Source organism: Caulobacter henricii, assembly GCF_001414055.1.
Taxonomy (GTDB): Bacteria; Pseudomonadota; Alphaproteobacteria; order Caulobacterales; family Caulobacteraceae; genus Caulobacter; species Caulobacter henricii.
Window position 1 is genome coordinate 2548629 of record NZ_CP013002.1, and the last position, 23450, is coordinate 2572078.

Here is a 23450-nt window from a genome sequence, read left to right on the forward strand (position 1 = left end):
CGCCGTTGGCCAGCCTTACCTTGGGACAGCTCAGCGACGCTGGCGGGAAGCGACCTTGCTGGGCCCTGCAGCAGCCAGCCGGGCTTCGCGTGCGGCGGCAATGGCCTCCGCCGGCATCGGGCGGCCCAGCAGGAAGCCCTGGAACTCGATGCAGCCCAGCTTCACCAGGGTGTCGAACTGCGCCTGGGTTTCCACCCCTTCAGCCGTGGTCTTCAGGCCCAGTGACTTGGCCAGGCTGATAATGGCACCGGCCACCGACCCGGCCTCGCTTTCAGCCGACAGATTGGAGACGAAGGAGCGGTCGATCTTGAGCTTGTCGATCGGATGGCGACGCAGATAGGCCAAGCTCGCATAGCCGGTGCCGAAATCATCCAGGGCCAGGCGGAAGCCCAGGCGCTTGATGCGCCGCAAGGCCTCGTGGACACCGTCACTGTCTTTCAGCAGGGCGGTCTCGGTGATTTCCAGCAGGAAGCCCGAAGCCTGGGCTCCGGTTTCGGCCAGGATCTCTTCGATCTCGTCGACAAAGCCTGGTGTCGAAAGCTGCAGGGCAGAGACGTTGACCGAAACCTCAAGCCCAGACCAGCGCAGGCTGTCGTAGCAGGCGCGACGGAAGACCGATCGCCCGATTGCGGCGATCAGACCTGTCGACTCGGCCAACGGAATAAAGAGCGCGGGCGAGATGTCGCCCCGCTCGGCATCGCTCCACCGCGCCAGGGCCTCAACGCCGAGAATGACACCGCGTGCATCGGTCAGGGGCTGATAGGCGACGGTCAGACGATCCTGCTCAATGGCGGTGCGCAGATCGCGTTCCAGGCCTTTGCGAAGGCGCAGTGCCGCGTCCATTTCAGGCTCGAAGAAGCAGTAGCGGCCCCGGCCGGCCTCCTTGGCACGATAGAGCGCCACGTCTGCCTGGCGCAGCATCTCGGCCTGGCCCTGATCGGCATCGGACACCACCGCAACGCCCACAGAACAGGACAGTTCAGCCCGGCCGATGCCGAGATCCAGCTCCCCAGACAGGCCCTCCACCACACGCTGGGCCAGGGTGGCGCAACCCGTCGGCGTGGTATCGGGCTGGATGATCGCAAATTCGTCGCCGCCCAGACGGCAGATGGTGTCGGTCTCACGGCAGATGGCTTTCAGGCGGCGGGCGACCTCCCGGATCACCTGGTCGCCGGCATCATGGCCATAGCTGTCATTGACCTCCTTGAAGCGGTCGAGGTCGAGGCACAACACGCCCAGATAGCCGGGCTTGCGTCGCAACAGGGCATGGGCATGGACCAGCCGGTCCGTGAACAGGGTGCGATTGGCCAGTCCCGTCAGGGGATCATGCAGGGCCAGATGCTTGGCCTCGGCCTCGCTCAGCAAGAGCTTCTTGGCGGCGCGACGGGTGACGCGGAACAGCATCATGGCCCCAATCCCGGCGGCCAGGGCGGCCAGTCCGAGGATGGGAGTCGCCTGCTGCAAAAGCTCGGCACCCGGCCGGCGCGGATCCCAGCGAAGCACAATGCCACGGCCATCAGGGGCCAGGCCCAGCAGAGTCTGGGCGTTCTCGCCCTTGATCTCCGATGCCGGAACAATCTCGATCCGGGTATTCTTCAGCAGAAAGCGCTCGGAAAAGGCCCGCACGACACTGTTGGCAACGGGCATACCCGAGACGACCAGCGGCGCCCGAGCCCCTCGGGTCTTGCCCTTCAGGTCCGGACGGACCAGCGAGACGGTGATCATCACCGGCTCGTTGCCGATCAGCTCAACCCGGCTGACGTGGACGGCGCGCATCTTGGCGACCTTGGCCGGGTCGGTTTCAATGGCGCGGATCTGGTCGACCAGGGTCTTCGTCTGCGCAGCGTAGGCGTCGAACGCCCGGGGTGAGACGTCTGTGCCGTTGATGTGGCCGTAGATCGGCCGGTTGTCAGCATCGAGGACGAAGACGACGCTATAGCCGAGCGCCCCGCCGATCGAGCTGCCGATGTTCTGGTTGGCCCAGGCCAGATCAAACTGGTTGTCCAGCTTGTGGATTGCCTCGTCCCAGATGACATAGGGATTCAGGCTGGTCTGAACTTCCTTGGCACGCTGGCGCAGGCCGTTGCCGACCAGCCCCTGCTCATACTGGCGTTCACGCAGGTCCGCCTGGCGCGTGGCGGTGAACAACAGGCCGGCCGCAACCAGGCCCATGGCCACCGCCATGCCTACGATCAGGCCGAAGATCTTCAGCTCGATGTTGTTGCGGTTCATCAGAGAGTCCCGACTGACGGCCGCATCACGCCATGGGATCTGTTGACGAAGTCCTTACCAAGACGGCTTTTGCGAAGTTTTGTCGCAGGTCATCAACCTGCAGCACCATTGTGCACCGGTCGTCTGCCGTTCCAGCGCACGTCAAGATCGGCCTAAGCCGCCTCGCCCTTCGTCCTCGCCGCCGGCTCATAGTTGAGGATCGGGGCCAGCCATTTCTCGGCCTTGGCCAGGTCCCAGCCCTTGCGGCGGGCATAGTCCTCGACCTGGTCCAGATCCACCTTGCCGACACCGAAATAGTGCGACTTCGGGTGGCTGAAATAGAGCCCTGACACGGCCGCACCGGGGCTCATGGCGTAGCTTTCGGTGAGCACCATGCCGGTCGCCGCCTCGGCGTCGAGCAGCGCAAAGAGCGTGCCCTTTTCGGTATGATCGGGCTGGGCCGGATAGCCGGGCGCCGGGCGGATGCCCTGGTACTTCTCGGCGATCATCACCTCGGCATCAACGGATTCATCCGGCGCATAGCCCCACAGCTCGACGCGAGCCTTGTAATGCAGCCACTCGGCGAAGGCTTCGGCTAGGCGGTCGGCCAGGGCCGAGGCCATGATGGCGCTGTAGTCGTCGCCCGCGTCCTTGAAGCGCTTGACGATCTCGTCCTCGCCATGGCCGGCGGTGACGGCGAAGGCCCCGACATAGTCGGCCCCCTGCCCGATCGGCGCGACGAAGTCGGCTAGGGCGGCATTGGTCTTGCCGGCTCCCTTGTCCATCTGCTGACGCAGGGTGTGCAGGCACGACAGCTCGGCCGTACGGGTTTCATCCGTATAGAGAATGATGTCGTCGCCCTGGGTCTGGGCCGGCCAGAAGCCGATCACGCCCTTGGCCCCGAACCATTTCTCGGCGACCACCTTGTCGAGCATCTCGCGGGCCTCGCGATAGAGCTCGGTGGCGGCCTCGCCGACCACATCGTCCTCGAGGATCTGCGGGAAGCGGCCGATCAGCTCCCAGCTGGCGAAGAACGGCGACCAGTCGATGAAGGGGACCAGTTCGGCCAGGCTCGGCTCGAAGGTGCGCGTGCCGATGAAGGCTGGCTTGGGCGGGACGTAGCCGTCCCAGTCGATGGCGAACTTCTTCTGGCGGGCTTCGGCGAGGCTGGTCCGTGCCTTGGCGGTCTGGCCCCGGGCATACTGCTCGCGGATGCGGACATATTCGGCCCGCGTCTCGGCCTGCAGACGGTCGCGCTCGGTCGGAGACAGCAGGCCAGAGACCACGCCCACGGCCCGACTGGCGTCCAGCACATAGGTGGTCGAGCCCTTGTCATAGGCCGGCTCGATCTTGACCGCCGTATGGGTGCGGCTGGTGGTGGCCCCGCCGATCAGCAGCGGGATGTCAAAGCCCTGACGCTCCATCTCGGCCGCCACGAACACCATTTCGTCGAGCGACGGGGTGATCAGGCCTGACAGGCCGATCATGTCGACCTTGTGCTTGCGGGCCTCGTCGAGGATGCGGTCGGCCGGGACCATGACGCCCAGGTCGATGACCTCGTAATTGTTACACTGCAGGACCACGCCGACGATGTTCTTGCCGATGTCGTGAACGTCGCCCTTGACCGTGGCCATCAGGATGCGGCCGGCCTGCTCGCGCGGCTTGCCGGCCTTCTCGGCCTCCATGAAGGGTTCGAGCCAGGCCACGGCCTGCTTCATGACACGGGCCGACTTGACCACCTGGGGCAGGAACATCTTGCCAGAGCCGAACAGGTCGCCGACCACGTTCATGCCGTCCATCAGATGGCCTTCGATGACGTGCAGCGGCCGCTCGACCGACAGGCGTGCCTCTTCGGTGTCTTCGTTGATGAACTCGGTGATGCCGTTGACGAGGGCGTGGGTGATGCGCTCGTTTACCGTGCCCTTGCGCCATTCCAGATTGGCCGTCTGAACCTGGCTCTTGTCGCCCTTGTAGCGAGGGGCCAGATCGACGAGGCGCTCGGTGTTGGAGACATTGGTGCGCTGCGGACGGTTGAGGATCACGTCCTCAACGGCCTCGCGCAGTTCGGGATCCAGGGTGTCATAGACCGGCAGGTCGCCAGCATTGACGATGCCCATGTCCATGCCTGCCGCGATGGCGTGGTAGAGGAACACCGAGTGGATGGCCCGGCGGACCGGCTCGTTGCCGCGGAAGCTGAACGAAACGTTCGAGACCCCGCCGCTGATCCTCGCCCAAGGGCAGCGCGCCTTGATCTCGCGCGTGGCCTCGATGAAGTCGACCGCGTAGTTGTCGTGCTCCTCGATCCCGGTCGCCACGGCGAAGATATTGGGATCGAAGATGATGTCTTCCGGCGGGAAGCCAACCTGATCGACCAGGATGCGATAGGCCCGGTCGCAGATCTCGATCTTGCGGGCGGCGGTATCGGCCTGGCCCACCTCGTCGAAAGCCATGACCACCACGGCCGCGCCATAGCGAAGGCAAAGCCTGGCCTGCTCGATGAACTTGGCCTCGCCTTCCTTCATCGAAATCGAATTGACGATGGCCTTGCCTTGGACGCACTTCAGCCCGGCCTCGATCACCTCCCACTTGGAGCTGTCGATCATCAGGGGTACGCGGGCAATGTCGGGCTCGGCCGCCATCAGGTTCAGGAAGGTGACCATGGCCAGCCTGGAGTCGAGCAAGCCCTCGTCCATGTTGACGTCGATGACCTGGGCCCCGGCCTCGACCTGCTGGCGCGCCACCGACAGCGCCTCGCCGTAATTGCCCTCGACGACCAGCTTCTTGAACCTGGCCGAGCCGGTGACGTTGGTGCGCTCACCGATATTGACGAAGACGGAACGGGGGCTTGAGGCGGTCATGGCGGCTTCTTGCATTTTCCAACCCAGGGCCGGAGCAGACTTCAGGGACGGACGGGTACGGCAGCAATGGTTTCGATCTCGACCAGAAAGCCGGGCTTGGTCAGTCCGGCCACCTGAACGGTGGTGCGTGACGGTCGGTTTGGCTGCTCGGTCGTGCCAAACAGGGTCCGATAGGCGCGCATCATGCCGTCGAAATCGATCTTTCCGCCCAGATTCGGATCGGCGACCAGACTGACTTTCATGGACACCACGTCGGTCAGATCTGCACCCTCGGCACGGAGTGCATCCCGAATACGGCCCAGGGCCGACAGGGTCTGCTGCTCGGTATTGCCATAGGCTGCCAGGCTGCCTTCCGGTGCCGACGCATCCCGTACGGCAGAGGCCATGCCCTGAAGATAGATCGTGCGATAGCCTGGGGGCACCACCACGGCTGTAGCGATGGCGGAATCCGGCGCGCGATAGGTCCGGGTCACCGGTTCTGCCGCGACGGCCGGCAGTGACAGGGCGAGCGCCGCGATCAGGATGGCGGAAGCAGCTTTGGTCATTAGCGTGCTTCCCCCAGAAGAGTTTGCAGTCCCGCAATCTGGGTCAGCCAGGCGTCGTGGTCCTCGCCCTCCTGCCAGGTCTCATCGAGTTCGGAAGCCGGAGCCACCACCCGCGCCAGGGCCCGACGGGCCAGATTGGCAGCACCTTCAGGGGGCCGGCCCAGCCTGGCCTTCAGATCAGCATGGTTGTCCGGGAGCACCGAGCCCGCGCTGACACAGGAGGCAACGACCGCCGCGGCGGCCACAGCCAGTTCGGCCTCGGCTTCCTCAAGATAGCCACTGACCCCAGCCGCATGTTCCAGCAGGGTCATGACCACACGCCACTCCGGCGCTTCAGTCAGGTCGTCAATGAAGTCGGCGGCCTCTTCATTGTCGAACGGTCCGGGAGCCCAGGCGGTCATGCGCGAGCGGCCTTTCGGGCAACGGCCAGGGCGATCTGGCCCCGAAGGAAGTCCTCAAACCCGATACCCTGGGCCTTCAGGGACTTGGGGTAGAGGGACGAGGCGGTCATGCCCGGCAGGGTATTGGTCTCGAGATAGATCGGGCCGTTTGCCGTGACGATGAAGTCTGTCCGCGAATAGCCGCTGCAGCCCAGGGCCTGGTGCGCCTTCAGCGCCTGGTCCTGCAGCAGGGCATTGACCTCCGGAGCGAAGGTGGCCGGGCAGATCTCTTCGGTGTCCTTGGCGAGGTACTTGCTCGCATAGTCGAACTTGCCTTCGGCGGGGCGGATCTCGACCGGCGGCAAGGCGATGACCTGTCCGTCCCGTTCGAGTACGCCACAGGTCGATTCCAGGCCTGAAACGAACGGCTCGACCAGATAGGCCTCGCGCGCAGCAGCCTCTGCCAGGGCTTTCAGATCGTCCGGCGTGTCGACAAAGATAAGGCCGTAACTCGAGCCGTCGGCGGCCGGCTTGCCGATCAACCGGCCATATTGGGCGAGGGCTGCAGGGGCGTCCTCAAGGCTGATGGTCCCGGGCGCATTGACGCCGACCGCCGCCACGATGCCCTTGGCCACGACCTTGTCGAATGCCTTGCGGCTGGCTTCGGAGCCCGAACCGGTGAAGGCGACGCCGCGCACTTCGCAAAGGGCCGCCAGTTCGCCGTTCTCGGCCGCGCCGCCATGCAATGAAAGCAGCAGCACCCGTTCCTCGCGTTCGGCCATGTCGAGCGCCAACTCGATCCCGCCGATCGCTGGGCCTTCCGTCGGCAAGTCGATCTCGAACGGACGCTGATGACCCAGCAGCACATCGCGGCTGGCCGCATGGACCTGACCGTTCGGGGCCCAGAACCACAGCTCGGCCTCGGGCAGTGTCCGGGCCAGGGCCTGGGCGCTGGCGACCGCGACAAGGCGCTCGCGGTTCTCGCCGCCAAACAGGATGGTGGTGCGCATCGTCGTCGAATCTCAGGCCAGTTCGAAGGGTTCGAGGCCCGCCAGCCGCATGGCCTTCGGGCGTTCGGGGATCGCACGAGGGGTTACACCGGCGACCGCTTCGGCGACATGGCAAATATGGTCCGGCGTCGTGCCGCAACAGCCGCCGAGAATGTTGACCAGGCCGTCGGACGCCCATTGGTGCAGGGCATGGCCGGTCTGGTGCGGGTCCTCGTCATACTCACCCATGGCATTGGGCAGGCCGGCATTGGGATAGGCCGCCACCAGGGTATCGGCGATACGGGCCATCTCGGCGATGTGCGGCCGCATCAGGTCGGCCCCGAGGGCGCAGTTGAAGCCCACGGCGAACGGCTTGCAGTGCTTGACCGAGTTCCAGAAAGCCTCGGCCGTCTGACCCGACAGGGTCCGGCCGGAACGGTCGGTGATGGTGCCGCTGATCCAGATCGGCAGCTCTTCATGGCCCTCGTCGCGCAGATCCAGGATCGCCTTGATCGCAGCCTTGCAGTTCAGGGTGTCGGTGATGGTCTCGATCAGGAACAGATCGACCCCGCCCTCGTACAGAGCCGAGACCTGCTGGCGATAGGCGTCATAGACCTGGTCGAAGGTCACCTTGCGGGCCCCGGGATCGTTCACATCCGACGACATCGACAGCATCACGTTCAGCGGCCCGATCGAGCCGGCGATGAACTTGGGGCGGTCGGGGGTCCTGGCGTTCCAACGGTCGGCCACCGAGCGGCCGATCTTCGCCCCTTCAAGATTGATGTCCCAGACATCCTGCTCGGACAGGCGATAGTCGGCCTGGGCGATCGTCGTGCCCGAGAAGGTGTTGGTCTCGGAGATGTCGGCCCCGGCCGAGAAGTAGGCATCATGCAGTTCGGCCACGAGGTCCGGCCGCGTCAGGCAGAGGACATCATTATTGCCCTTCATCTGCCCGTTATAGTCGGCGAAGCGCTTGGCGCGGTAGTCGGCCTCGGACAGCTTCTTCTTCTGGAACATCACGCCCCAGGAGCCGTCGAGGATAAGCACCCGCGCCTTGGCCGCGGCCTTGAGGGCGGCGATCCGGCCCGCTCGCGTCGTGAGGTCGGTCATTTGGCCGCTCCCTGCTGGCGTGCCAGCTCCTTGTTGAAGGCCGTTTCCGAGGCGGCGACAAAGCGGCCCAGTTCCGTCGGATCGATGAAGGCGTTGTTGTCGCCGCGCAGCACCTTCTGGCGCTTGGCCGCCAGATCGGCCTGCTCGGGATGGACGGGCAGGAAGACGTCGGCCGGCAGGACCTTCAGCTTGGCGAAGGTCGCGCGATAGTCCGAAACGATCCGGGGATGGGTCTTGTTGCCGACCAGGGCGTTACCGGCCACGGAGACCGAATTGAACAGCACCACATTCAGCGGTCGACCGCGCTCGACCACCGGCAGGGTCCAGGCGACCCCGCCGATCGTGTGACCAGGCGTCAGGCGCGCCGTCAGGATGGTTTCGCCCAGCTTGATCTTCTGGCCCTCACTGACCGTCCGATCGACCTTGACGGCCGGGAACGGCGTCAAACCGTTCTCGTTGTCGCCAAAGTGACGCCCCTTCTCCAGGGCCGGCTTGTCGAGCGTACCGGCATAGAGCTTGGCCCCGGTGTCAGCCTTCATCTGGGCAAGGCCGCCCGCATGGTCGTAGTGCGCATGGCTGTTGATCAGGATCTTCACGTCCGCCAGCTTGAAGCCCAGGGCGGTGATGTTGCGCTGGACCAGTCTGGCCCCTTCAGCCGACATGCCGGCGTCCAGCAGGATATGGCCTTCCGACGACGTGATAAGGTAGGAGGAGAGCCCCTCAGACCCCACATAGTAGATGTTCCCGACGACGCGGTAAGGCTTGGCCGGGGTGGACCAGGCGGCCGGCGGCCAGTCGTCAGCCCGCGCGACATTGCCGCCCGCGAGCGTCAGGACGCCGCAAAGCAGGGCCATCAGAATCTTCATGCCGCAACCTCTGAACCGGCGGTTTCGCGCTCGCGCACACCCAGCACCCGGCAGATCGCATAGACCAGGTCAGCGCGATTGAGGGTGTAGAAATGGAAATCCTCGAACCCCTGTTCCTGCAGCTTGGCGCACATCTCGGCTGCCACGGAACAGGCGATCAGCCGGCGGGTGTCGGCGTCATTGTCCAGCCCTTCAAACAGATTGGCCAGCCAGGTGGGCACCGCCGTCTGGCAGGCTACGGACATCTTCTTCAGGCCATTGAAATTGGTCACCGGCATGATCCCCGGCAGGATCGGGATGGTGATACCGGCAGCCCGGACCTGATCGACGAAGCGCAGGAAGGCGTCGATGTCGAAGAAGAACTGGCTGATGGCCAGGGTCGCACCGGCATCGACCTTGGCCTTCAAGACCTCGATATCGTGCTGGATCGACGGGCTCTCAGGATGCTTCTCGGGATAGACCCCGACCAGCACCTCGAAGGGTGCAATGCCGCGAACCGCCTGGGTCAACTCCGTGGCATTGGCGTAGCCGTCGGCACGCGGCACATAGACCCCGCCGATGCCGCCTTCGGTCGGCGGCGGATCGCCCCGCAGCGAGACGATATGGCGAACGCCCGTCTGCCAGTATTCCCGGATCACCTCGTCGACCTCATCGCGGCTGGCCCCGACGCAGGTCAGGTGAGCGGCGGGCTTGAGGTGGGTTTCGTCGAGGATGCGCTTGACCGTGCGATGGGTCCGCTCCCGCGTGGAGCCTCCTGCTCCGTAGGTCACCGACACGAAGGCCGGGTCCAGCGGGGCCAGGCGGGTGATCGCCTGCCAGAGGCTCTCTTCCATCGCCGGGGTCTTGGGCGGAAAGAACTCGAACGACACGCGCGGACGGCCGCCGGCCTGGCTCTGGCCACGCTCGCCGGCCCGGGCAACCGGACCGATGACGCGACGGGCGGGAGGAAGGGTCATGCAGCGCTCCTTTGCGCAGAAGCGGCGGTCGAACGACGGGCCGTCCAGATCTTGACGGTCAGGCCCTCCGCCGTGGCCGGCGGCAAGGCGATATTGCTTTCGAGGCTCAGGCCCGCAGCCTCCAGCCAGGGGATCATCTCGGCGTCCTCAAAGCCCAGGCGGCGATGCTGGTGCGCCTCGCGCAGGAATTCATGATCGTGGGGCGCAAAGTCGGCGATCAGCAGCAGGCCGCCATGGGCCACCAGCCGAGCGGCCTCCGCCACGGCGGCGGCCGGGTCGCCCAGATAGTGCAGCACCTGATGGACGGTGACGAGATCGGCACAACCACCCGGCAGGCCGGTAGCGAAGATGTCGCCGTGGCGCAGTTCGCATTGCGCCAAGCCGGCCTTGGCCACCTCGTCGCGCGCGATGTTCAGCATCTGCTGCGAAAGATCGAGGCCAAGGGCCGCCCCGGCCCGCTGGCCCAGCAGGGTCAGCATCCGGCCAGCGCCGGCCCCCAGGTCGACCAGTTCATCGAATGGCCCCTCCCCGGTCGCCCGCAGGATGGCCGCCTCGACCTCGGCCTCGTCGACATAGAGCGAGCGGATCTCGTTCCAGCGGGCCGCATTGCGCGCGAAATAGGCCTGGGCCCCGGTCGAACGCTCGGCGCGCACCTGGGCCAGCTTTTCGGCGTCGGCATGGACAGCCGGATCGGCGGCATCGATCAGGTCCAGGGCCTGGCCAATCAGGGCCCGGCCGGGGGACTTGCCAGCCAGGCGATAGAACACCCAGGCCCCATCGGGAAAGCGCTCAACCAGCCCGGCCTCGGCCAGCAGCTTGAGATGGCGGGAGACACGGGGCTGGCTCTGGTCCAGAATCTGGCATAGCTCGAGAACCGAAAGCTCTTCGCTGGCCAGCAGGGCGAGCAGACGCAGGCGGGTCGATTCCCCCGCCGCCCGCAACACCTCGACAACCTGCTCAGCCGATAGCTTCATGGGGACATAAAGATATCTTTATGTCCGATTTGGCAAGCTGATTTTATGCCTCAGGAGTGGCGCTGGCGGGCTCCCAGAGCTCGATCTTGACCCCGGCCGGGTCCAGAATCCAGGCAAAACGCCCCATCTCCTCGTCCTGCCGACCGGTGGGCTCCACCCCCGCGGCCGCCGCCCTGGCCAGCAAGCCGTCCAGGTCATCGACGATAAGGTTGATCATGAAGCCCGCCTGCGACGGTTCAAAATACTGGGTGTCAGCCGCGAACGGCGACCAGTTGGTTGCGCCGACCTTCGGATGATCGAATACCACCCCGCCCCAGTCATGGACCTCGAAGCCCAGCACCCGCGCATACCAGTCGCGCACCGCGACCGGATCGGCCGCCTTGAAGAATATCCCGCCCAGACCCAGCACCTTGGCCATGATCAATCCCCCGTCGCCAGATCATCGGCCCAAGCCTGCGACCAAGTCATCAGCGGCGCAAGCGCCTCGATCAGGGCCGCTCCGCGCGGCGTCAGACGATAGCCGGCCTCGGCCGATACAATGTCGGCGGCCCGAAGTTCGGCCAGACGGGCATTCAATGTGCCCGGCGGCAGTTCCGCAGCCGCCTGCAGCGCGCGGAAGGTCAGGACCGCGCCCTCGCGCAGCTCCCAGACGATCCGCAGGGCCCCACGCCGGCCCACCAGATCGAGCGCGGCCATGACCGCACGCCCCGTGGTCGAGCCGCGCACAGGCTTGCCCGGCAAGGGCGCTTCAATTTTTGTAGCAATCGGAGGCTCAGCCATGATACAAAAATTGTAGCAAAAGGAGATTGCCATGTCCCCCCGAATTGCGCCGGCCACCTCGCCCTACCCCGCATCTGTCCAGAAGACGCTGGACCGCCTGAAGACGCCGGGCGAACAGCCACTGTCACTGTTTCGAACCCTGGCCCGGGATGAGCGCCTGTTCTCGCGCTTCACCGGCGCGGGCCTGCTGGATCCGGGCCATCTGAGCCAGAGCGACCGCGAAATCGTCATTCACCGGATCTGCGCCCTCAATGGTGCGGCCTATGAATGGGGGGGTGCACGCGGCGATTTTCGCGCGCGCCGCCGGTCTGGACGCGACGCGGCTGGCGGCTACCGCCGCGCCGGGGATCGCCGACTGCTGGTCGCCGCACGAGGCGCTGCTGATCAGCTTCTGCGACGCCGTCAACGCCCGGGCCGATATCGACGATGACCTCTGGGCGCGCCTCGCCGAAGTCTTCGACGAGGCGGCGCGGATCGAACTGATGATGCTGGCCGGCTTCTACCGGACGGTCAGCCTGCTGGTGAACGGCCTGCGCCTAGAACCCGAACCGTTCGCTGCACCGTTTCCCAAACCCTAGCTCCCAACCGGCGAAGCCAGGGGCTCACCGTTGAAATAGCAGCGCAGGTTTTCCAGCGTCAGCCCGACCATGGCCGGAATGCTGTCGAGCGTCGCACCGGCCAGATGCGGCGTCAGAACCGTATGGGGGACCCCGACCCAGCGGTCCGCCGGTGTCGGTTCCTGCTCGAAGACATCCAGCGCCGCCATGCCGAGCCGTCCATCCTTCAGGGCTGCGATCAGGGCGTCTTCGTCGACGAGCGATCCACGCGCCACATTGACCAGCAGGCCCTGAGGGCCAAGGGCTTCGATCACCGCCTGATTTATCATGTGTCGATTGGTGTCATCGGGCCGGGCACAAACCATCAGGACATCGCTGTCGCGCGCCAGGGCCAAGAGGCTTTCAGCGCGCGGCCGGTCGGTTTCCTTGGGACGCGGAGCCCACCAGGCGACCTTCATCTCGAAGGCCTCGACCCGGCGCGCCACCGCCTCACCAATATGGCCCAGGCCGACGATACCCACCTTGCGCCCGCGCAGGCCGTGACGGGGGGCCATCCGTTCGGCATGGGTCCATCGCCCGGCCCGCAGGCGGTTCTCGCCCTCGACGATGCCGCGCCAGGCCGCCAGCATCAGACCCACGGCATGATCGGCGACGTCACCCGCGTTCAGGCCGGTAGAGTGGGTCACCGAAATGCCGCGGCCCTTGCACCAGGGCACGTCGACGCCGTCATAGCCGACACTGACACAGGCGATCAGGCCCAGTTGTGGCATCTCAGAGAGCAGATCCTTGCCCAGGGCCGTCTCGCCGGCATGGACGATGGCCCGCACGGACTGCCCTGGCCCCTGCAGAAAGACCAGCGGATCGGGAAACTCCCAGAACCGATGAACCGTATAGCTCCCCTCCAGCAAGGGCTGAAGCGGCAGGAGCATCTCATGAGAGATCAGGATGTGCGGCTTGTCGGCGGTCTGCGGCATGGGGGTCCTCCATCCCGGTCCGGTCCAGGCCATACGGCACCCGTCACCGGCGGGATTCTTCATCTCGTGCGACAAGCTACCGCAGTTGCCGCGCCGCGCCAGCATCGACTACGCATGGTTAATCCTCGTAGTGGCCGCCGCGTGTTTTGACCGCCATCAATCCCGTTTTTCGCGGCGTGGCTAGAACGACGGAACCTGCACCGTTGCGCGTTGTTAGAGGCAAGGAAGCCGTTGCACCGCTTCAGGTGTCGATAGGCAAGGACGTACGTCATGGACCTGCTCATGCACCAGATGACATCCAGCACGTTCGAACAGATCAGCAGGGTGGAAACCCCGCGGGCAGGCATTCGAGCTTCGGCCTCACAGGCCTACGACCCGTCACAGCTCCTCATATCCCTGCACGTGCCCAAGACAGCCGGCACCAGCTTTTGCACCACCCTCAAGTCCTGGTTCGGAGACGACCGGCTGTACCTCCACTATCGGGACGCGGCGGACCCCGTGAGGCACGACGGCGCAGGCGCTCGTGCCTGCGTCCACGGCCATTTCAATCGGGTGCGCGGCATCGGGGCCCTTGCCTATTATCCGGAGGCCCGGCAGTTCATCACCTTCCTGCGGGACCCGTTTTCCCGGTTCGTCTCCCAATGGCGCTACCTGCATTTTCAGCGTCGGAGCGGAGTGCCCGTCCCCGCACTCGACGACAATCCCACCTTTGGCCAATGGTTCGACCGCAGGGCCAAGGCTGCCAATGAGGGCGAAGATCCGTTTTCATTCCTCGCCCAGTTGCCGTGGCAGGTCACCCCGGACAATGCCGACAGGGCCTTCGACCGTGGCTATATCGCTGTGGGGATTCTCGAGGCCTATGACGCCTCGGTGCGGGTCCTGGCCAAGGCTCTGGGCTTCCCGCCGCCGCAAGCGGTGATCCATGTCAATCGGGCCGACGACGCCCATCGCAGCGGCGATCCGACGGAGACCTATGGCGAATGGCAGGCGGCGCATCGCGACGCCTTTGCCCTCGAATATGCCGTCTACGAAGCCGGTCGACGCCATCTCCTGGCGGCCCTGCCGGCGGCGCTGAAGGCCTAAACCGAGCAGCCGCCTTATGATTGTGAACAAGAGACACAGCTGAATCTGTCTGCGTTTGGGGTTTCGCACCCAGGCACAAAAACGGGGTGACCCGTGAAGGCCACCCCGCTTCATCTCAGCACCAAGGCCGTGCCTCCATTGCAACCTGACTGGAACCGTCAGGTTGCCAAGGCCCCTACCGCGCGAACTTCTGGAACTTGATGCGCTTCGGGATCAGGCTGTCCGCGCCCAGGCGGCGCTTCTTGTCTTCTTCGTACATCTCGAAGTTGCCCTCGAACCATTCGACGTGGCTGTCGCCCTCGAAGGCCAGGATGTGGGTGGCCAGGCGGTCGAGGAACCAGCGATCGTGGGAGATGACCACGGCGCAGCCGGCGAACTCTTCCAGGGCTTCTTCGAGGGCCTGCAGGGTTTCGATATCCAGGTCGTTGGTCGGTTCGTCGAGCAGCAGCAGGTTGCCGCCGGTGGCCAGGGTCTTGGCCAGGTGGACGCGGTTGCGCTCACCACCCGACAGCAGGCCGACCTTTTTCTGCTGGTCGGCGCCCTTGAAGTTGAAACTGCCGACATAGGCACGGCTGTTGATCTCGCGCTTGCCGACGATCATCACGTCGGTGCCGCCCGAGACTTCCTGCCATATGGTCTTGTTGGGATCGAGCGCATCGCGCGACTGGTCGACATAGGACAGCTTGACCGTCTCGCCGACCTTGACCGTGCCGGCATCGGGTTGCTCGCGGCCGGTGATCAGCTTGAACAGGGTCGACTTGCCGGCGCCGTTCGGGCCGATGACGCCGACAATGCCATTGGGCGGCAGCTTGAAGGACAGGTCCTTGAACAGGACCTTGTCGCCATATTCCTTTTCCAGACCGGTGACTTCCAGCACCACATTGCCCAGACGCGGGCCGGGCGGGATCTGGATATGGGCATGGGTCTGGGCAGCCCGGGCGTTTTCCTGGGCGGCGACCATTTCCTCGTACGACGCCAGACGGGCCTTGGACTTGGACTGACGCGCCTTCGGCGAGCTGCGGACCCATTCCAGTTCGCGGGTCAGGGCGCGCTGGCGGGACTCGGACTCGGACTGCTCCTGCACAACCCGCTTCTGCTTCTGTTCCAGCCAGCCGGAATAGTTGCCCTCGTAGGGGATGCCCTTGCCGCGATCGAGCTCCAGGGTCCACTTGGTGACCTGGTCCAGGAAGTAGCGATCGTGGGTGACGAGGATCACGCAGCCCGGGAAGTTTTCCAGGTGGTGCTGCAGCCAGGCCACCGACTCGGCGTCCAGGTGGTTGGTCGGTTCGTCGAGCAGCATGATGTCGGGCTTGCTGAGCAGCAGGCGCGCCAGGGCGATCCGGCGCTTTTCACCACCCGACAGGCTATCGATATTGGCGTCGTTGGGCGGGCAACGCAGGGCGTCGATGGCCATCTCGACCTTGGAGTCGATGTCCCACAGGTCGCGGGCGTCGATGACCTCCTGGAGTTTGGTCATCTCTTCCATCAGCTCGTCGGAATAGTCCTCGCCGAGCTTGTTTGCGCATTCGTTGTAGCGGTCGAAGATCAGCTTGTCCTCGCAGTCGGCGATGACATTGCCCCAGACGTCCTTGGTCGGATCCAGAACCGGCTCCTGGGGCAGATAGCCCCGGCGGATGCCGTCAGCGGCCTTGGCCTCGCCCGAGAACTGGTCATCCAGGCCGGCCATGATCTTCAGCAGGGTCGACTTGCCCGAGCCGTTGACGCCGACGACGCCGATCTTGGCGTCGGAATAGAAGGACAGCCAGATGTTCTCGAACACCTTCTTGCCGCCCGGGAACGCCTTGGTCAGGCCTTGCATCTGGAAAATGTACTGCTGGGCCATCGGGCGTTGATCTCGCTGTCATAGTTCGGGGGAGGACGGGCGCTGAAATAGCCGTCGGGGGCGGTTTGCGCAATGTCGGCGCGCTCAGCTGCCCCAAAGTCAGCTTCACGGTTCCGTCTTAGGACTGTCGGAGAGTCGACATCCAACCGTCGCCTTGGCGTCGCGCAGCGCTGTTACCCGGGCCGCAGAACCGGCGTGCTCCCCGCGCGACCGGGCATGGGGATAGATCATGAAAAACCATCTGATGCTGGGTGCCGCTTCGGCCGCCCTCCTGCTGCTGGCCGCCGCGCCCGCCCTGGCAGCCGAGCCGGCGCCGACCGAGGCCGCCGACACCACCGCCGTGGACGCCGTCATCGTCATTGGTCAGGGCCAGAGCCGCCAGGTTCAGACCCTGAAGGACGAAGCCATTTCGCTGGAAGCCGCCGGCACCAGCCCGCTCAAGGCCATCGACAAGCTGCCCGGCGTGACCTTCCAGTCGGCCGACGCCTTCGGCGCCTATGAGTGGTCGACCCGCATCTCGATCCGCGGCTTCAACCAGAACCAGCTGGGCTTCACCCTCGACGGCGTGCCGCTCGGCGACATGAGCTATGGCAACCACAACGGCCTGCACATCAGCCGCGCCATCACCAACGAAAACATCGGCCGCGTTGAGCTGGCCCAGGGTGCCGGCGCGCTCGCCACCGCTTCGACCAGCAACCTCGGCGGCACGCTGCAGTTCTTCTCGCGCGATCCGTCGAAGGACTTTGGTGGCCAGCTGAACGCGACGGGCGGCTCGGAAGGCATGTACCGTGTGTTCGGCCGCCTCGACAGCGGCTCCATCGAGCAATTGGGCGGCCTGCGCGGCTACGCCTCGATCGTCAGCCAAGAGACCGAGAAGTGGAAGGGCGGCGGCGAGCAGCGCCAGTTCCAGTACGACCTGAAGGCCGTGCTGCCGATCGGCGACAATGGCAGCCTGACGGCCTTCTACAACGGCTCGCAGCGCCGCGAACAGGACTACCAGGACCTCTCCTTCGAGATGATCAAGCGTCTCGGCCGCAACTGGGACAACACCCAGCCCAACTGGAACCTGGCCGTGGCCGCCGGTCGCGCCTATCTGACCGGGACGGCCCTGCCCGCCCCGTTCAAGACCGTTGACGACGCCTATTATTCGGGTGCCGGCGTTCGCGATGACGAGCTTTACGGCCTGGCCCTTAAGCTGCCGCTCGGCGAGACCGCCAAGCTTGACCTGGCCGCCTATGGCCATGCCAACCAGGGCCAGGGCCTGTGGTACACGCCTTACGTTCCGAGCCCGGGCTTCGGCACCGTCGGTTCGACCGCTGCCCCGCTGTCGATCCGCACCACCGAGTATGACATCGACCGCAAGGGCGTGACCGGCGGCCTCACCTTCGAACTGGGTTCGCACGAAGTGGGCGTCGGCTTCTGGGGTGAGAAGAACACCTTCAATCAGGCGCGTCGCTTCTATGCCGAAACGGCCGCCGCCCCGTCGCGCGATCCGCTGGACTTCCAGGAGAACCCCTTCTTCACCCAGTGGCAGTACCGCTTCGTGACCGACACCCTGGTCGCCCACATCGAAGACACCTGGACCGTCAATGACGCCCTGAAGGTCAATTTCGGCTTCAAGGCCATGGAAGTGACCAACACGGTGCAGCGCATCGCCGGCAACCCGCTGGCCGGCGAGATCGAGTCGCAGAACTCGTTCCTCCCGCAGGTCGGGTTTGTCTACAAGGCCACGCCGGACCTGGAAGTCTTCGGCGGCTACACCGAAAACATGGCAGCCTATGTCTCGGCAGCCACCTCGGGCCCCTTCGCTTCGCAGAACCAGGCCGCAGTCGACTACATCACCAAGACCCTGGAGCCTGAAACCTCCAAGACCGTGGAACTGGGTGCCCGTTATCGTAATGAACGCTTCCAGGGCGTTGCGGCCCTCTATCACGTGACCTTCGAGAACCGCCTGCTGGCCGCCAGCACCGCGGCACCGATCCTGGGCCTGCCCGCCGTTCTGTCGAACGTCGGCGGCGTTGAGACCAACGGCATCGAACTGGCCGGCGAATACAAGCTGACCGACAACTGGTCGCTCTACGGCGCCTACACCTACAACCAGTCCGAATACCAGGATAACGTCCTCAACGGCTCGGGCGTCGTCGTCGCCCGCACCGCCGGCAAGGAAGTGGTCAATACGCCCAAGAACATCTTCAAGGGCGAAGTGAAGTTTGAACTGGCCGGCTTCTACAGCAAGCTGGGCGTCGCCTATACCGGCGAGCGTTACTACACCTACGAGAACATCGGTGGTCAGGTGGACAGCACCACCGTTGCCGACCTGACGCTGGGCTATCGCTTCGACGGCGAGACCTGGGGCAAGGGTCTGGAAATCCAGGCCAACATCACCAACCTGACCGACGAGGACTATATCTCGACCATCGGTTCGGGTGGCTTCCTGAACAATGACGCCGCCGGTACGGGCCAGACCGTTCTGACCGCCCCGCCGCGTCAGTTCTTCGTCTCGATCAAGAAGGCGTTCTAAGCCCTCTTGATGTCCAGGCATCGGGCCGGGAGGCGACTCCCGGCCCTTTGTCGTTCTAGTTTGTCCCCTTGACCGCCAGAGGCCTGCCCATGACCGACCTGTCCCGCCGTTCAGCCCTGGGCCTTTCGGCCGCTGCCCTGGCCGTTGCGCCCGCCGCCCAGGCGGCCGTGGTCGACGCACCGCATCCGGCGCTCAACAAGGCCCTGACCAGGATCGCCTTCGGTTCCTGTGCCAAGCAGGACAAGGACCAGCCGATCTGGGACGCCATCTTCGCGGCCAAGCCTGATCTGTTCGTCTTCCTGGGCGACAACATCTATGCTGACACCCGCGATCCCAAGGTGATGGCGGCCAAGTATGCGACCCTGGCGGCCAAGCCGCACTTCAAGCGCCTGCGCGACTCCCTCCCTGTGATCGCCATCTGGGACGATCATGACTTTGGCGAGAACGACGCCGGGGCCGACTATCCCATGAAGGCCGAAAGCCGCCGCCAGTTCTGCGACTTCTGGGGCGAGCCTGCGGACTCCGTCCGTCGCACGCGCGACGGCGTCTATGCGGCCTATGTGTTTGGTCCGGCCGGCCAAAGGGTACAGATCATCCTCCCCGACCTGCGCTGGAACCGCACGCCCCTGGTCGAGAAGTCCTTCCCCGGCGGCTACAAGGCCTGGGCTACGGCCAGCGGCCTCTCCGGCAAGGAGACCCCCGGTCCCTATGATCGTATCCCCGATCTGACCGCGACCATGATCGGTGAGCCGCAGTGGTCCTGGCTGGAGCAGCAGCTGGCCCAGCCCGCCGATCTGCGCCTTTTCGGCTCGAGCCTGCAGGTCCTGGCCGATTTCGCCGGTTGGGAAGGCTGGATCAACTATGCCCGCGACCACCAGCGCCTGTTCGAAGCCATCCGCCGCCAGAAGGCCGAGCGCCTGATCTGCATCAGCGGCGACACCCACTATGCCGAGGTCTCGCGACTGGACGCCAATGTACCCTATCCGATCTGGGACATCACCTCCTCGGGCCTGACCGAGGTGTGGCCGGTCACGCCGCCCAATGCTTTGCGGGTCTCTCCCGTGGTCCGCGAACGCAACTTCGGCATGATCGAGATCGACTGGAGCGGCGCAGCGCCCAGGGTCACGCTGAAGATCCATGACGAGAAGGGCGCGGTGAAAATCTCGCAGGTGGTGGATACGGGGACGCTTAGGGTCGGGTGAAGCAAGCCCTCCCCCCGAAGGGGGAGGACTTCCGACCGCCCATCAAACTTTTCCCTGCTGACAAGCTCGCGGCCCCGCTCTAGCGTCCCGCGCCATGATCAGACCCTCGCTTACCGCCCTCGCGGCGTGCCTCGCCCTGACTTCGCCCGTTCTGGCGGAAAAGCTCACCCCTGAGCGGATTTTCGCTGATCCAAGCCTGACAGGCCCTACGGCCCGCGGCGTGTCCCTCTCGCCGGACGGCAAGCGCGTCACCTATCTGAAAGCCAAGGCCGAGGCGGCCAATGTCCAGGACCTGTGGGCGGCCGACGTGGCCGGCGGCGAGCCCTATCGCCTGATCGACTCGGCCAGCCTGTCCTCAGGGGCCAAGGAACTGTCGGAAGCCGAAAAAGCCCGTCGCGAACGGGCCCGCGTCTCGTCGCGCGGCATTGTCGAATACAGCTGGGACAGCCAGGGCCGCTTCATCCTGGTGCCTCTGGACGGCGACCTCTATCTGGACAGCGTTGCAGACGGCAAGGTCAGCCGTCTGACCGAGACCCCCGGTGACGAGGTCGACGCCAAGGTCTCGCCGCTGGGCGGGTTTGTCTCCTATGTCCGCGACCAGAATCTCTATGTGAAGCCGGTCGACGGCGGTGCCGAAAAGGCCCTGACGACGGACGGCAGGGACGCCCTGTCGTTCGGCGTCGCCGAGTTCATCGCCCAGGAAGAGCTGGACCGGTTCAGCGGCTACTGGTGGTCGCCCAGCGAGAGCCACATCGCCTATACCCGGGTCGATGAAAGCGGCGTCGACATCGTGCCGCGCGCCGACATCGGCCCCGGCGGGGCCACGGTGGTCCTGCAGCGCTATCCCCGGGCCGGCCGCCCCAATGCCGTGGTCGACCTGTTCGTCCGCAACATGGCCACCGGCCAGGTCGTGCCGCTGGATCTCGGCAGCAACAAGGACATCTATGTCGCCCGCGTCGACTGGTCGGCCAATGGCAAGACCCTCTATGTCCAGCGCCTGTCGCGTGACCAGAAGACCCTCGACATCATCGCCTTCGACCCGACGACCGGCTTGGGCAAGACGATCCTGACCGAGACCGACCGCAACTTCATCGAGGTGCATGAGGACTTCCGCCCCCTGGCCGACGGAAGCTTCCTGTGGTCCTCGGAAAAGTCGGGCTTCAACCACCTCTATCGGCATGCTGCCGACGGCAAGCTGATCGCCCAGATCACCAAGGGCGACTGGCCCATGGACCGGGTCGAGGGCGTCGACGAGGCCCGCAAGGTGGTGATCTTCGGGGCGTCCATCGAGACGCCGATCGAACGTCGCCTCTATGAGGTATCCTATGCCAAGCCCGGCAAGCCCAAGGCCCTGACGCCCGCCGGTGGCTGGTGGAGCGCCAAGGTCGCCAGCAATGGAGCCTTTGCCGGTTCGTACAGCGATCCCAAGACCCCGCCCCAGACCGGCCTCTATGCGCCTGACGGCAAGCGGGTGCGCTGGATTGAGGAGAACCGCCTCGCTGAGGGTCACCCCTACTGGCCCTACGCCTCGACCCTGACCACACCGGACTACGGCACGCTGCAAGCCGCCGATGGCGAGGTCCTGCACTATTCGATCCTGAAGCCCTCCGACTTCGATCCGGCGAAAAAGTATCCGGCCATCGTCTCGGTCTATGGCGGCCCGCACGCCCAGCGGGTCAGCAAGACCTGGCAGAGCGCCAGCGAGCGCACCTATCTCGAGGCCGGCTATCTGATCTTCAAGCTGGACAACCGCGGCAGCTCCAACCGCTCGGCCAAGTTCAAGCGCGCCCTGGACCGCCGCATGGGCACGGTTGAGGTAGATGATCAGATTGTTGGTGCCAACTATCTGAAATCCCTACCCTATGTCGACGCCGACAAGTTGGGCGTGATGGGCTGGTCCTATGGCGGCTTCATGACCCTGATGATGCTGACGGCCGAGAATACGCCGTTCAAGGCCGGTGCCGGTGGTGCGCCGCCGACCGAATGGGGCCTTTACGACACCGCCTATACCGAGCGCTACATGGGCAAGCCGGAGGAGAACAAGGAAGGCTATGCGCGGTCGGATATCCTGAACCGTCTGGACAGGATGAAGCCCGGCAGCCTGCTGCTGCTGCACGGCATGGCCGACGACAATGTGATCTTCGAGAACAGCACCCGCCTGATCGCGGCCCTGCAGAAGAAAGCCATCCCGTTCGAGATGGCCCTCTATCCTGGTGAGCGCCACAGCGCGCCCGGCAGCAAGACCAAGGGCCTCAGCGTGCTGAAGACCCATCTCGAATTCTTCAATCGCAAGCTCAAGGGGCACTAGCCCGGGACCAGGCCCTTTTCGGCGATCGCGCCGCGAAGGGCCTGCGTCAAAATGCGCGCCGGTCTCGTCACTTTGTCGCGGGCCGAACGGCCGAAGCAGTTTCTATTCTGGTCAGCGCTGAACTGAGGACTGCGCCATGACCAATCCCACTGACGAAGCTGTCGAATGGCTGATCCATGCCGTCAAGGACGCGCTCCGGGATGGGCGCGCCTCGGCCTCGGATCTCGAGGACTGGCTGCTGGCCGCGATCATGCTTGAGGAAATGTCGCTGGAAGAAGAGCGCGACGCCCGAGAAACCCGCGCCCTGGGGGCCTGGATGAGCGCGGCGTCCACTCGGCACTGACCTGTGCGGCCGTCGAAAGGCGGCTACAGCGCCACGGCGTAAGGCTCGCCGGTCGTCTGCCACGACCAGTGGCGATCCCGGCTTGACTTCCGTAGCGAAAGAAAACGAACCTCCGCGCAGGCTCCATAGGACACGCGCGTGACCACCTATACCGATCTCATTGCCGGCATGACGGCAACCGCCACCGGCCACGGGGCCCATGTTACCGACGACTGGAAGCAGGGCCGTACCACCTATGGCGGTCTCTCCGCGGCGCTTTGCCTGGAAGCGGCGCTTCGCACCCTGCCCGACGCCCCACCCCTGCGCTCGGGACAGTTCGCCTTCATCGGTCCGGCAGCCGGCGAGCTGGCCATCGAGACCAAGGTGCTGCGCCAGGGCAAGTCGACCCTGTTCGTCGGCGTTGATCTGGTGGGCGAGCAGGGCCTGGCCACGCGCGCCATCCTGACCTTCGGCGCGGCGCGGGAGTCGCTGGTGGCGCACAGCGACCTGCCCTGCCCCGTCGTCGCCCCGCCGGCCGACTGCGAATTCTTCTTCCCGCCGGGTTCAGGGCCTGGCTTTTCGGGCCAGTTCGAAGTTCGGATGGCCGGCGGCACGCGGCCCCTGTCCGGCCAGCCTCCGGAGTATCTGTTGTGGATCCGCCACCGCGATCCGACCGCGCGCTCCCTGGCAGCCCTTATCGCCCTGGCCGACACACCACCGCCCCCGGCCATGGCCCTGTTTCCGAAATTCGGTCCGATCTCGACCATGACCTGGTCACTGGATGTCGTCGGCCTGCCCGCGGAGGACGATGACGGCTGGCGGCTGCTGCGAAGTACAGCCGAGACCATCGGTGACGGCTATTCCACCCAGGACATGATGCTGTGGGACCAGGGCGGCCGTCCGCTGATCGCCGCGCGCCAGAACGTGGCCGTTTTCGTCTGAAGCCGAGGATGGGCTTGGCGGCGACGGCC

At 65.2% G+C, this 23450-nt stretch carries 20 protein-coding genes; 7 read left to right on the forward strand and 13 right to left on the reverse strand.

The genetic code is table 11. The features are described from left to right. Positions 1-30 precede the first annotated feature (30 nt). From AQ619_RS12000 to AQ619_RS12050, 11 genes are all read right to left on the reverse strand, one after another. Positions 31-2232, reverse strand: coding sequence for a bifunctional diguanylate cyclase/phosphodiesterase (locus AQ619_RS12000; protein WP_062147770.1), 2202 nt, complete (start codon positions 2230-2232; stop codon positions 31-33). A gap of 152 nt (positions 2233-2384) precedes the next feature. Then, the gene (gene metH, locus AQ619_RS12005) at positions 2385-5069 is read right to left on the reverse strand and encodes a methionine synthase (protein ID WP_062147773.1); all 2685 of its coding nucleotides are present in this window, start codon (positions 5067-5069) and stop codon (positions 2385-2387) included. 41 nt (positions 5070-5110) lie between these two features. After that, positions 5111-5614, reverse strand: a complete 504-nt coding sequence (locus tag AQ619_RS12010; protein ID WP_062147776.1) for a RidA family protein — start codon at positions 5612-5614, stop codon at positions 5111-5113. Then, positions 5614-6015, reverse strand: a complete 402-nt coding sequence (locus AQ619_RS12015; protein WP_062147779.1) for a DUF4259 domain-containing protein — start codon at positions 6013-6015, stop codon at positions 5614-5616. The genes AQ619_RS12010 and AQ619_RS12015 overlap by 1 nt, the downstream gene beginning before the upstream one ends. Further along, on the reverse strand, positions 6012-7004 hold the full coding sequence (locus tag AQ619_RS12020) for a D-alanine--D-alanine ligase family protein (RefSeq protein WP_062147782.1): 993 nt from the start codon (positions 7002-7004) through the stop codon (positions 6012-6014). The genes AQ619_RS12015 and AQ619_RS12020 overlap by 4 nt, the downstream gene beginning before the upstream one ends. 12 nt (positions 7005-7016) lie before the next feature. Beyond that, on the reverse strand, positions 7017-8093 hold the full coding sequence (locus AQ619_RS12025) for a homocysteine S-methyltransferase family protein (RefSeq protein WP_062147784.1): 1077 nt from the start codon (positions 8091-8093) through the stop codon (positions 7017-7019). After that, positions 8090-8959, reverse strand: a complete 870-nt coding sequence (gene bla, locus AQ619_RS12030) for a subclass B3 metallo-beta-lactamase (protein ID WP_062147787.1) — start codon at positions 8957-8959, stop codon at positions 8090-8092. Before bla ends, AQ619_RS12025 begins: the two co-directional genes overlap by 4 nt. Further along, complete coding sequence (gene metF, locus AQ619_RS12035; RefSeq protein WP_062147790.1) at positions 8956-9915, reverse strand: methylenetetrahydrofolate reductase [NAD(P)H]; 960 nt, start codon at positions 9913-9915, stop codon at positions 8956-8958. Before metF ends, bla begins: the two co-directional genes overlap by 4 nt. Beyond that, the gene (locus AQ619_RS12040; protein WP_062147793.1) at positions 9912-10889 is read right to left on the reverse strand and encodes a metalloregulator ArsR/SmtB family transcription factor; all 978 of its coding nucleotides are present in this window, start codon (positions 10887-10889) and stop codon (positions 9912-9914) included. The genes metF and AQ619_RS12040 overlap by 4 nt, the downstream gene beginning before the upstream one ends. Positions 10890-10932: 43 nt before the next feature. Then, a complete protein-coding gene (locus AQ619_RS12045) occupies positions 10933-11307 on the reverse strand; it encodes a VOC family protein (RefSeq protein WP_062147796.1) in 375 nt (124 codons plus the stop codon). Between the two features lie 2 nt (positions 11308-11309). Beyond that, complete coding sequence (locus AQ619_RS12050; RefSeq protein ID WP_236849466.1) at positions 11310-11630, reverse strand: winged helix-turn-helix transcriptional regulator; 321 nt, start codon at positions 11628-11630, stop codon at positions 11310-11312. Between the two features lie 362 nt (positions 11631-11992). Here AQ619_RS12050 and AQ619_RS12055 point away from each other — a divergent pair, with 362 nt between their 5' ends. Then, positions 11993-12247 (forward strand): carboxymuconolactone decarboxylase family protein, encoded by a 255-nt coding sequence (locus AQ619_RS12055; protein ID WP_062151626.1) that lies wholly within the window; start codon positions 11993-11995, stop codon positions 12245-12247. On the opposite strand, the gene AQ619_RS12060 is transcribed toward AQ619_RS12055, so the two are convergent. Then, a complete protein-coding gene (locus tag AQ619_RS12060) occupies positions 12244-13200 on the reverse strand; it encodes a 2-hydroxyacid dehydrogenase (protein WP_062147802.1) in 957 nt (318 codons plus the stop codon). The two genes, AQ619_RS12055 and AQ619_RS12060, sit on opposite strands and share 4 nt — an antisense overlap. 270 nt (positions 13201-13470) lie before the next feature. Here AQ619_RS12060 and AQ619_RS12065 point away from each other — a divergent pair, with 270 nt between their 5' ends. Next, positions 13471-14283 (forward strand): sulfotransferase family 2 domain-containing protein, encoded by an 813-nt coding sequence (locus AQ619_RS12065; protein WP_062147804.1) that lies wholly within the window; start codon positions 13471-13473, stop codon positions 14281-14283. A 175-nt stretch (positions 14284-14458) separates the two neighbouring features. Here the strand turns inward: AQ619_RS12065 and ettA are convergent, their stop codons facing one another. Next, complete coding sequence (ettA, locus tag AQ619_RS12070; protein WP_062147807.1) at positions 14459-16126, reverse strand: energy-dependent translational throttle protein EttA; 1668 nt, start codon at positions 16124-16126, stop codon at positions 14459-14461. A gap of 229 nt (positions 16127-16355) precedes the next feature. Between ettA and AQ619_RS12075 the strand changes: the two genes are divergently transcribed. The 5 genes from AQ619_RS12075 to AQ619_RS12095 all read left to right on the forward strand — a co-directional run bounded on the left by AQ619_RS12075 (position 16356) and on the right by AQ619_RS12095 (position 23421). Then, positions 16356-18647 carry a TonB-dependent receptor gene (locus tag AQ619_RS12075; protein WP_062147810.1) on the forward strand — a complete coding sequence of 764 codons (2292 nt, stop codon included), beginning with the start codon at positions 16356-16358 and terminating at the stop codon, positions 18645-18647. 89 nt (positions 18648-18736) lie between these two features. Next, positions 18737-19849: an alkaline phosphatase D family protein gene (locus AQ619_RS12080; protein ID WP_062147813.1), complete on the forward strand. Its 1113-nt coding sequence runs from the start codon at positions 18737-18739 to the stop codon at positions 19847-19849. Positions 19850-19943: 94 nt separating this feature from the next. Beyond that, on the forward strand, positions 19944-22157 hold the full coding sequence (locus AQ619_RS12085) for a S9 family peptidase (protein WP_062147816.1): 2214 nt from the start codon (positions 19944-19946) through the stop codon (positions 22155-22157). A 136-nt stretch (positions 22158-22293) separates the two neighbouring features. Then, the gene (locus AQ619_RS12090; RefSeq protein WP_062147818.1) at positions 22294-22500 is read left to right on the forward strand and encodes a hypothetical protein; all 207 of its coding nucleotides are present in this window, start codon (positions 22294-22296) and stop codon (positions 22498-22500) included. 138 nt (positions 22501-22638) lie between these two features. Beyond that, positions 22639-23421 (forward strand): thioesterase family protein, encoded by a 783-nt coding sequence (locus AQ619_RS12095; protein ID WP_062147821.1) that lies wholly within the window; start codon positions 22639-22641, stop codon positions 23419-23421. Positions 23422-23450: the final 29 nt, after the last annotated feature.

Coding starts and splice junctions, on each gene's coding strand:
- AQ619_RS12000 (WP_062147770.1), bottom strand. CDS start 2,232: ATGAACCGCAACAACATCGAGCTGAAGATCTTCGGCCTGATCGTAGGC.
- metH (WP_062147773.1), bottom strand. CDS start 5,069: ATGACCGCCTCAAGCCCCCGTTCCGTCTTCGTCAATATCGGTGAGCGC.
- AQ619_RS12010 (WP_062147776.1), bottom strand. CDS start 5,614: ATGACCAAAGCTGCTTCCGCCATCCTGATCGCGGCGCTCGCCCTGTCA.
- AQ619_RS12015 (WP_062147779.1), bottom strand. CDS start 6,015: ATGACCGCCTGGGCTCCCGGACCGTTCGACAATGAAGAGGCCGCCGAC.
- AQ619_RS12020 (WP_062147782.1), bottom strand. CDS start 7,004: ATGCGCACCACCATCCTGTTTGGCGGCGAGAACCGCGAGCGCCTTGTC.
- AQ619_RS12025 (WP_062147784.1), bottom strand. CDS start 8,093: ATGACCGACCTCACGACGCGAGCGGGCCGGATCGCCGCCCTCAAGGCC.
- bla (WP_062147787.1), bottom strand. CDS start 8,959: ATGAAGATTCTGATGGCCCTGCTTTGCGGCGTCCTGACGCTCGCGGGC.
- metF (WP_062147790.1), bottom strand. CDS start 9,915: ATGACCCTTCCTCCCGCCCGTCGCGTCATCGGTCCGGTTGCCCGGGCC.
- AQ619_RS12040 (WP_062147793.1), bottom strand. CDS start 10,889: ATGAAGCTATCGGCTGAGCAGGTTGTCGAGGTGTTGCGGGCGGCGGGG.
- AQ619_RS12045 (WP_062147796.1), bottom strand. CDS start 11,307: ATGGCCAAGGTGCTGGGTCTGGGCGGGATATTCTTCAAGGCGGCCGAT.
- AQ619_RS12060 (WP_062147802.1), bottom strand. CDS start 13,200: ATGCCGCAGACCGCCGACAAGCCGCACATCCTGATCTCTCATGAGATG.
- AQ619_RS12065 (WP_062147804.1), top strand. CDS start 13,471: ATGGACCTGCTCATGCACCAGATGACATCCAGCACGTTCGAACAGATC.
- ettA (WP_062147807.1), bottom strand. CDS start 16,126: ATGGCCCAGCAGTACATTTTCCAGATGCAAGGCCTGACCAAGGCGTTC.
- AQ619_RS12075 (WP_062147810.1), top strand. CDS start 16,356: ATGAAAAACCATCTGATGCTGGGTGCCGCTTCGGCCGCCCTCCTGCTG.
- AQ619_RS12080 (WP_062147813.1), top strand. CDS start 18,737: ATGACCGACCTGTCCCGCCGTTCAGCCCTGGGCCTTTCGGCCGCTGCC.
- AQ619_RS12085 (WP_062147816.1), top strand. CDS start 19,944: ATGATCAGACCCTCGCTTACCGCCCTCGCGGCGTGCCTCGCCCTGACT.
- AQ619_RS12090 (WP_062147818.1), top strand. CDS start 22,294: ATGACCAATCCCACTGACGAAGCTGTCGAATGGCTGATCCATGCCGTC.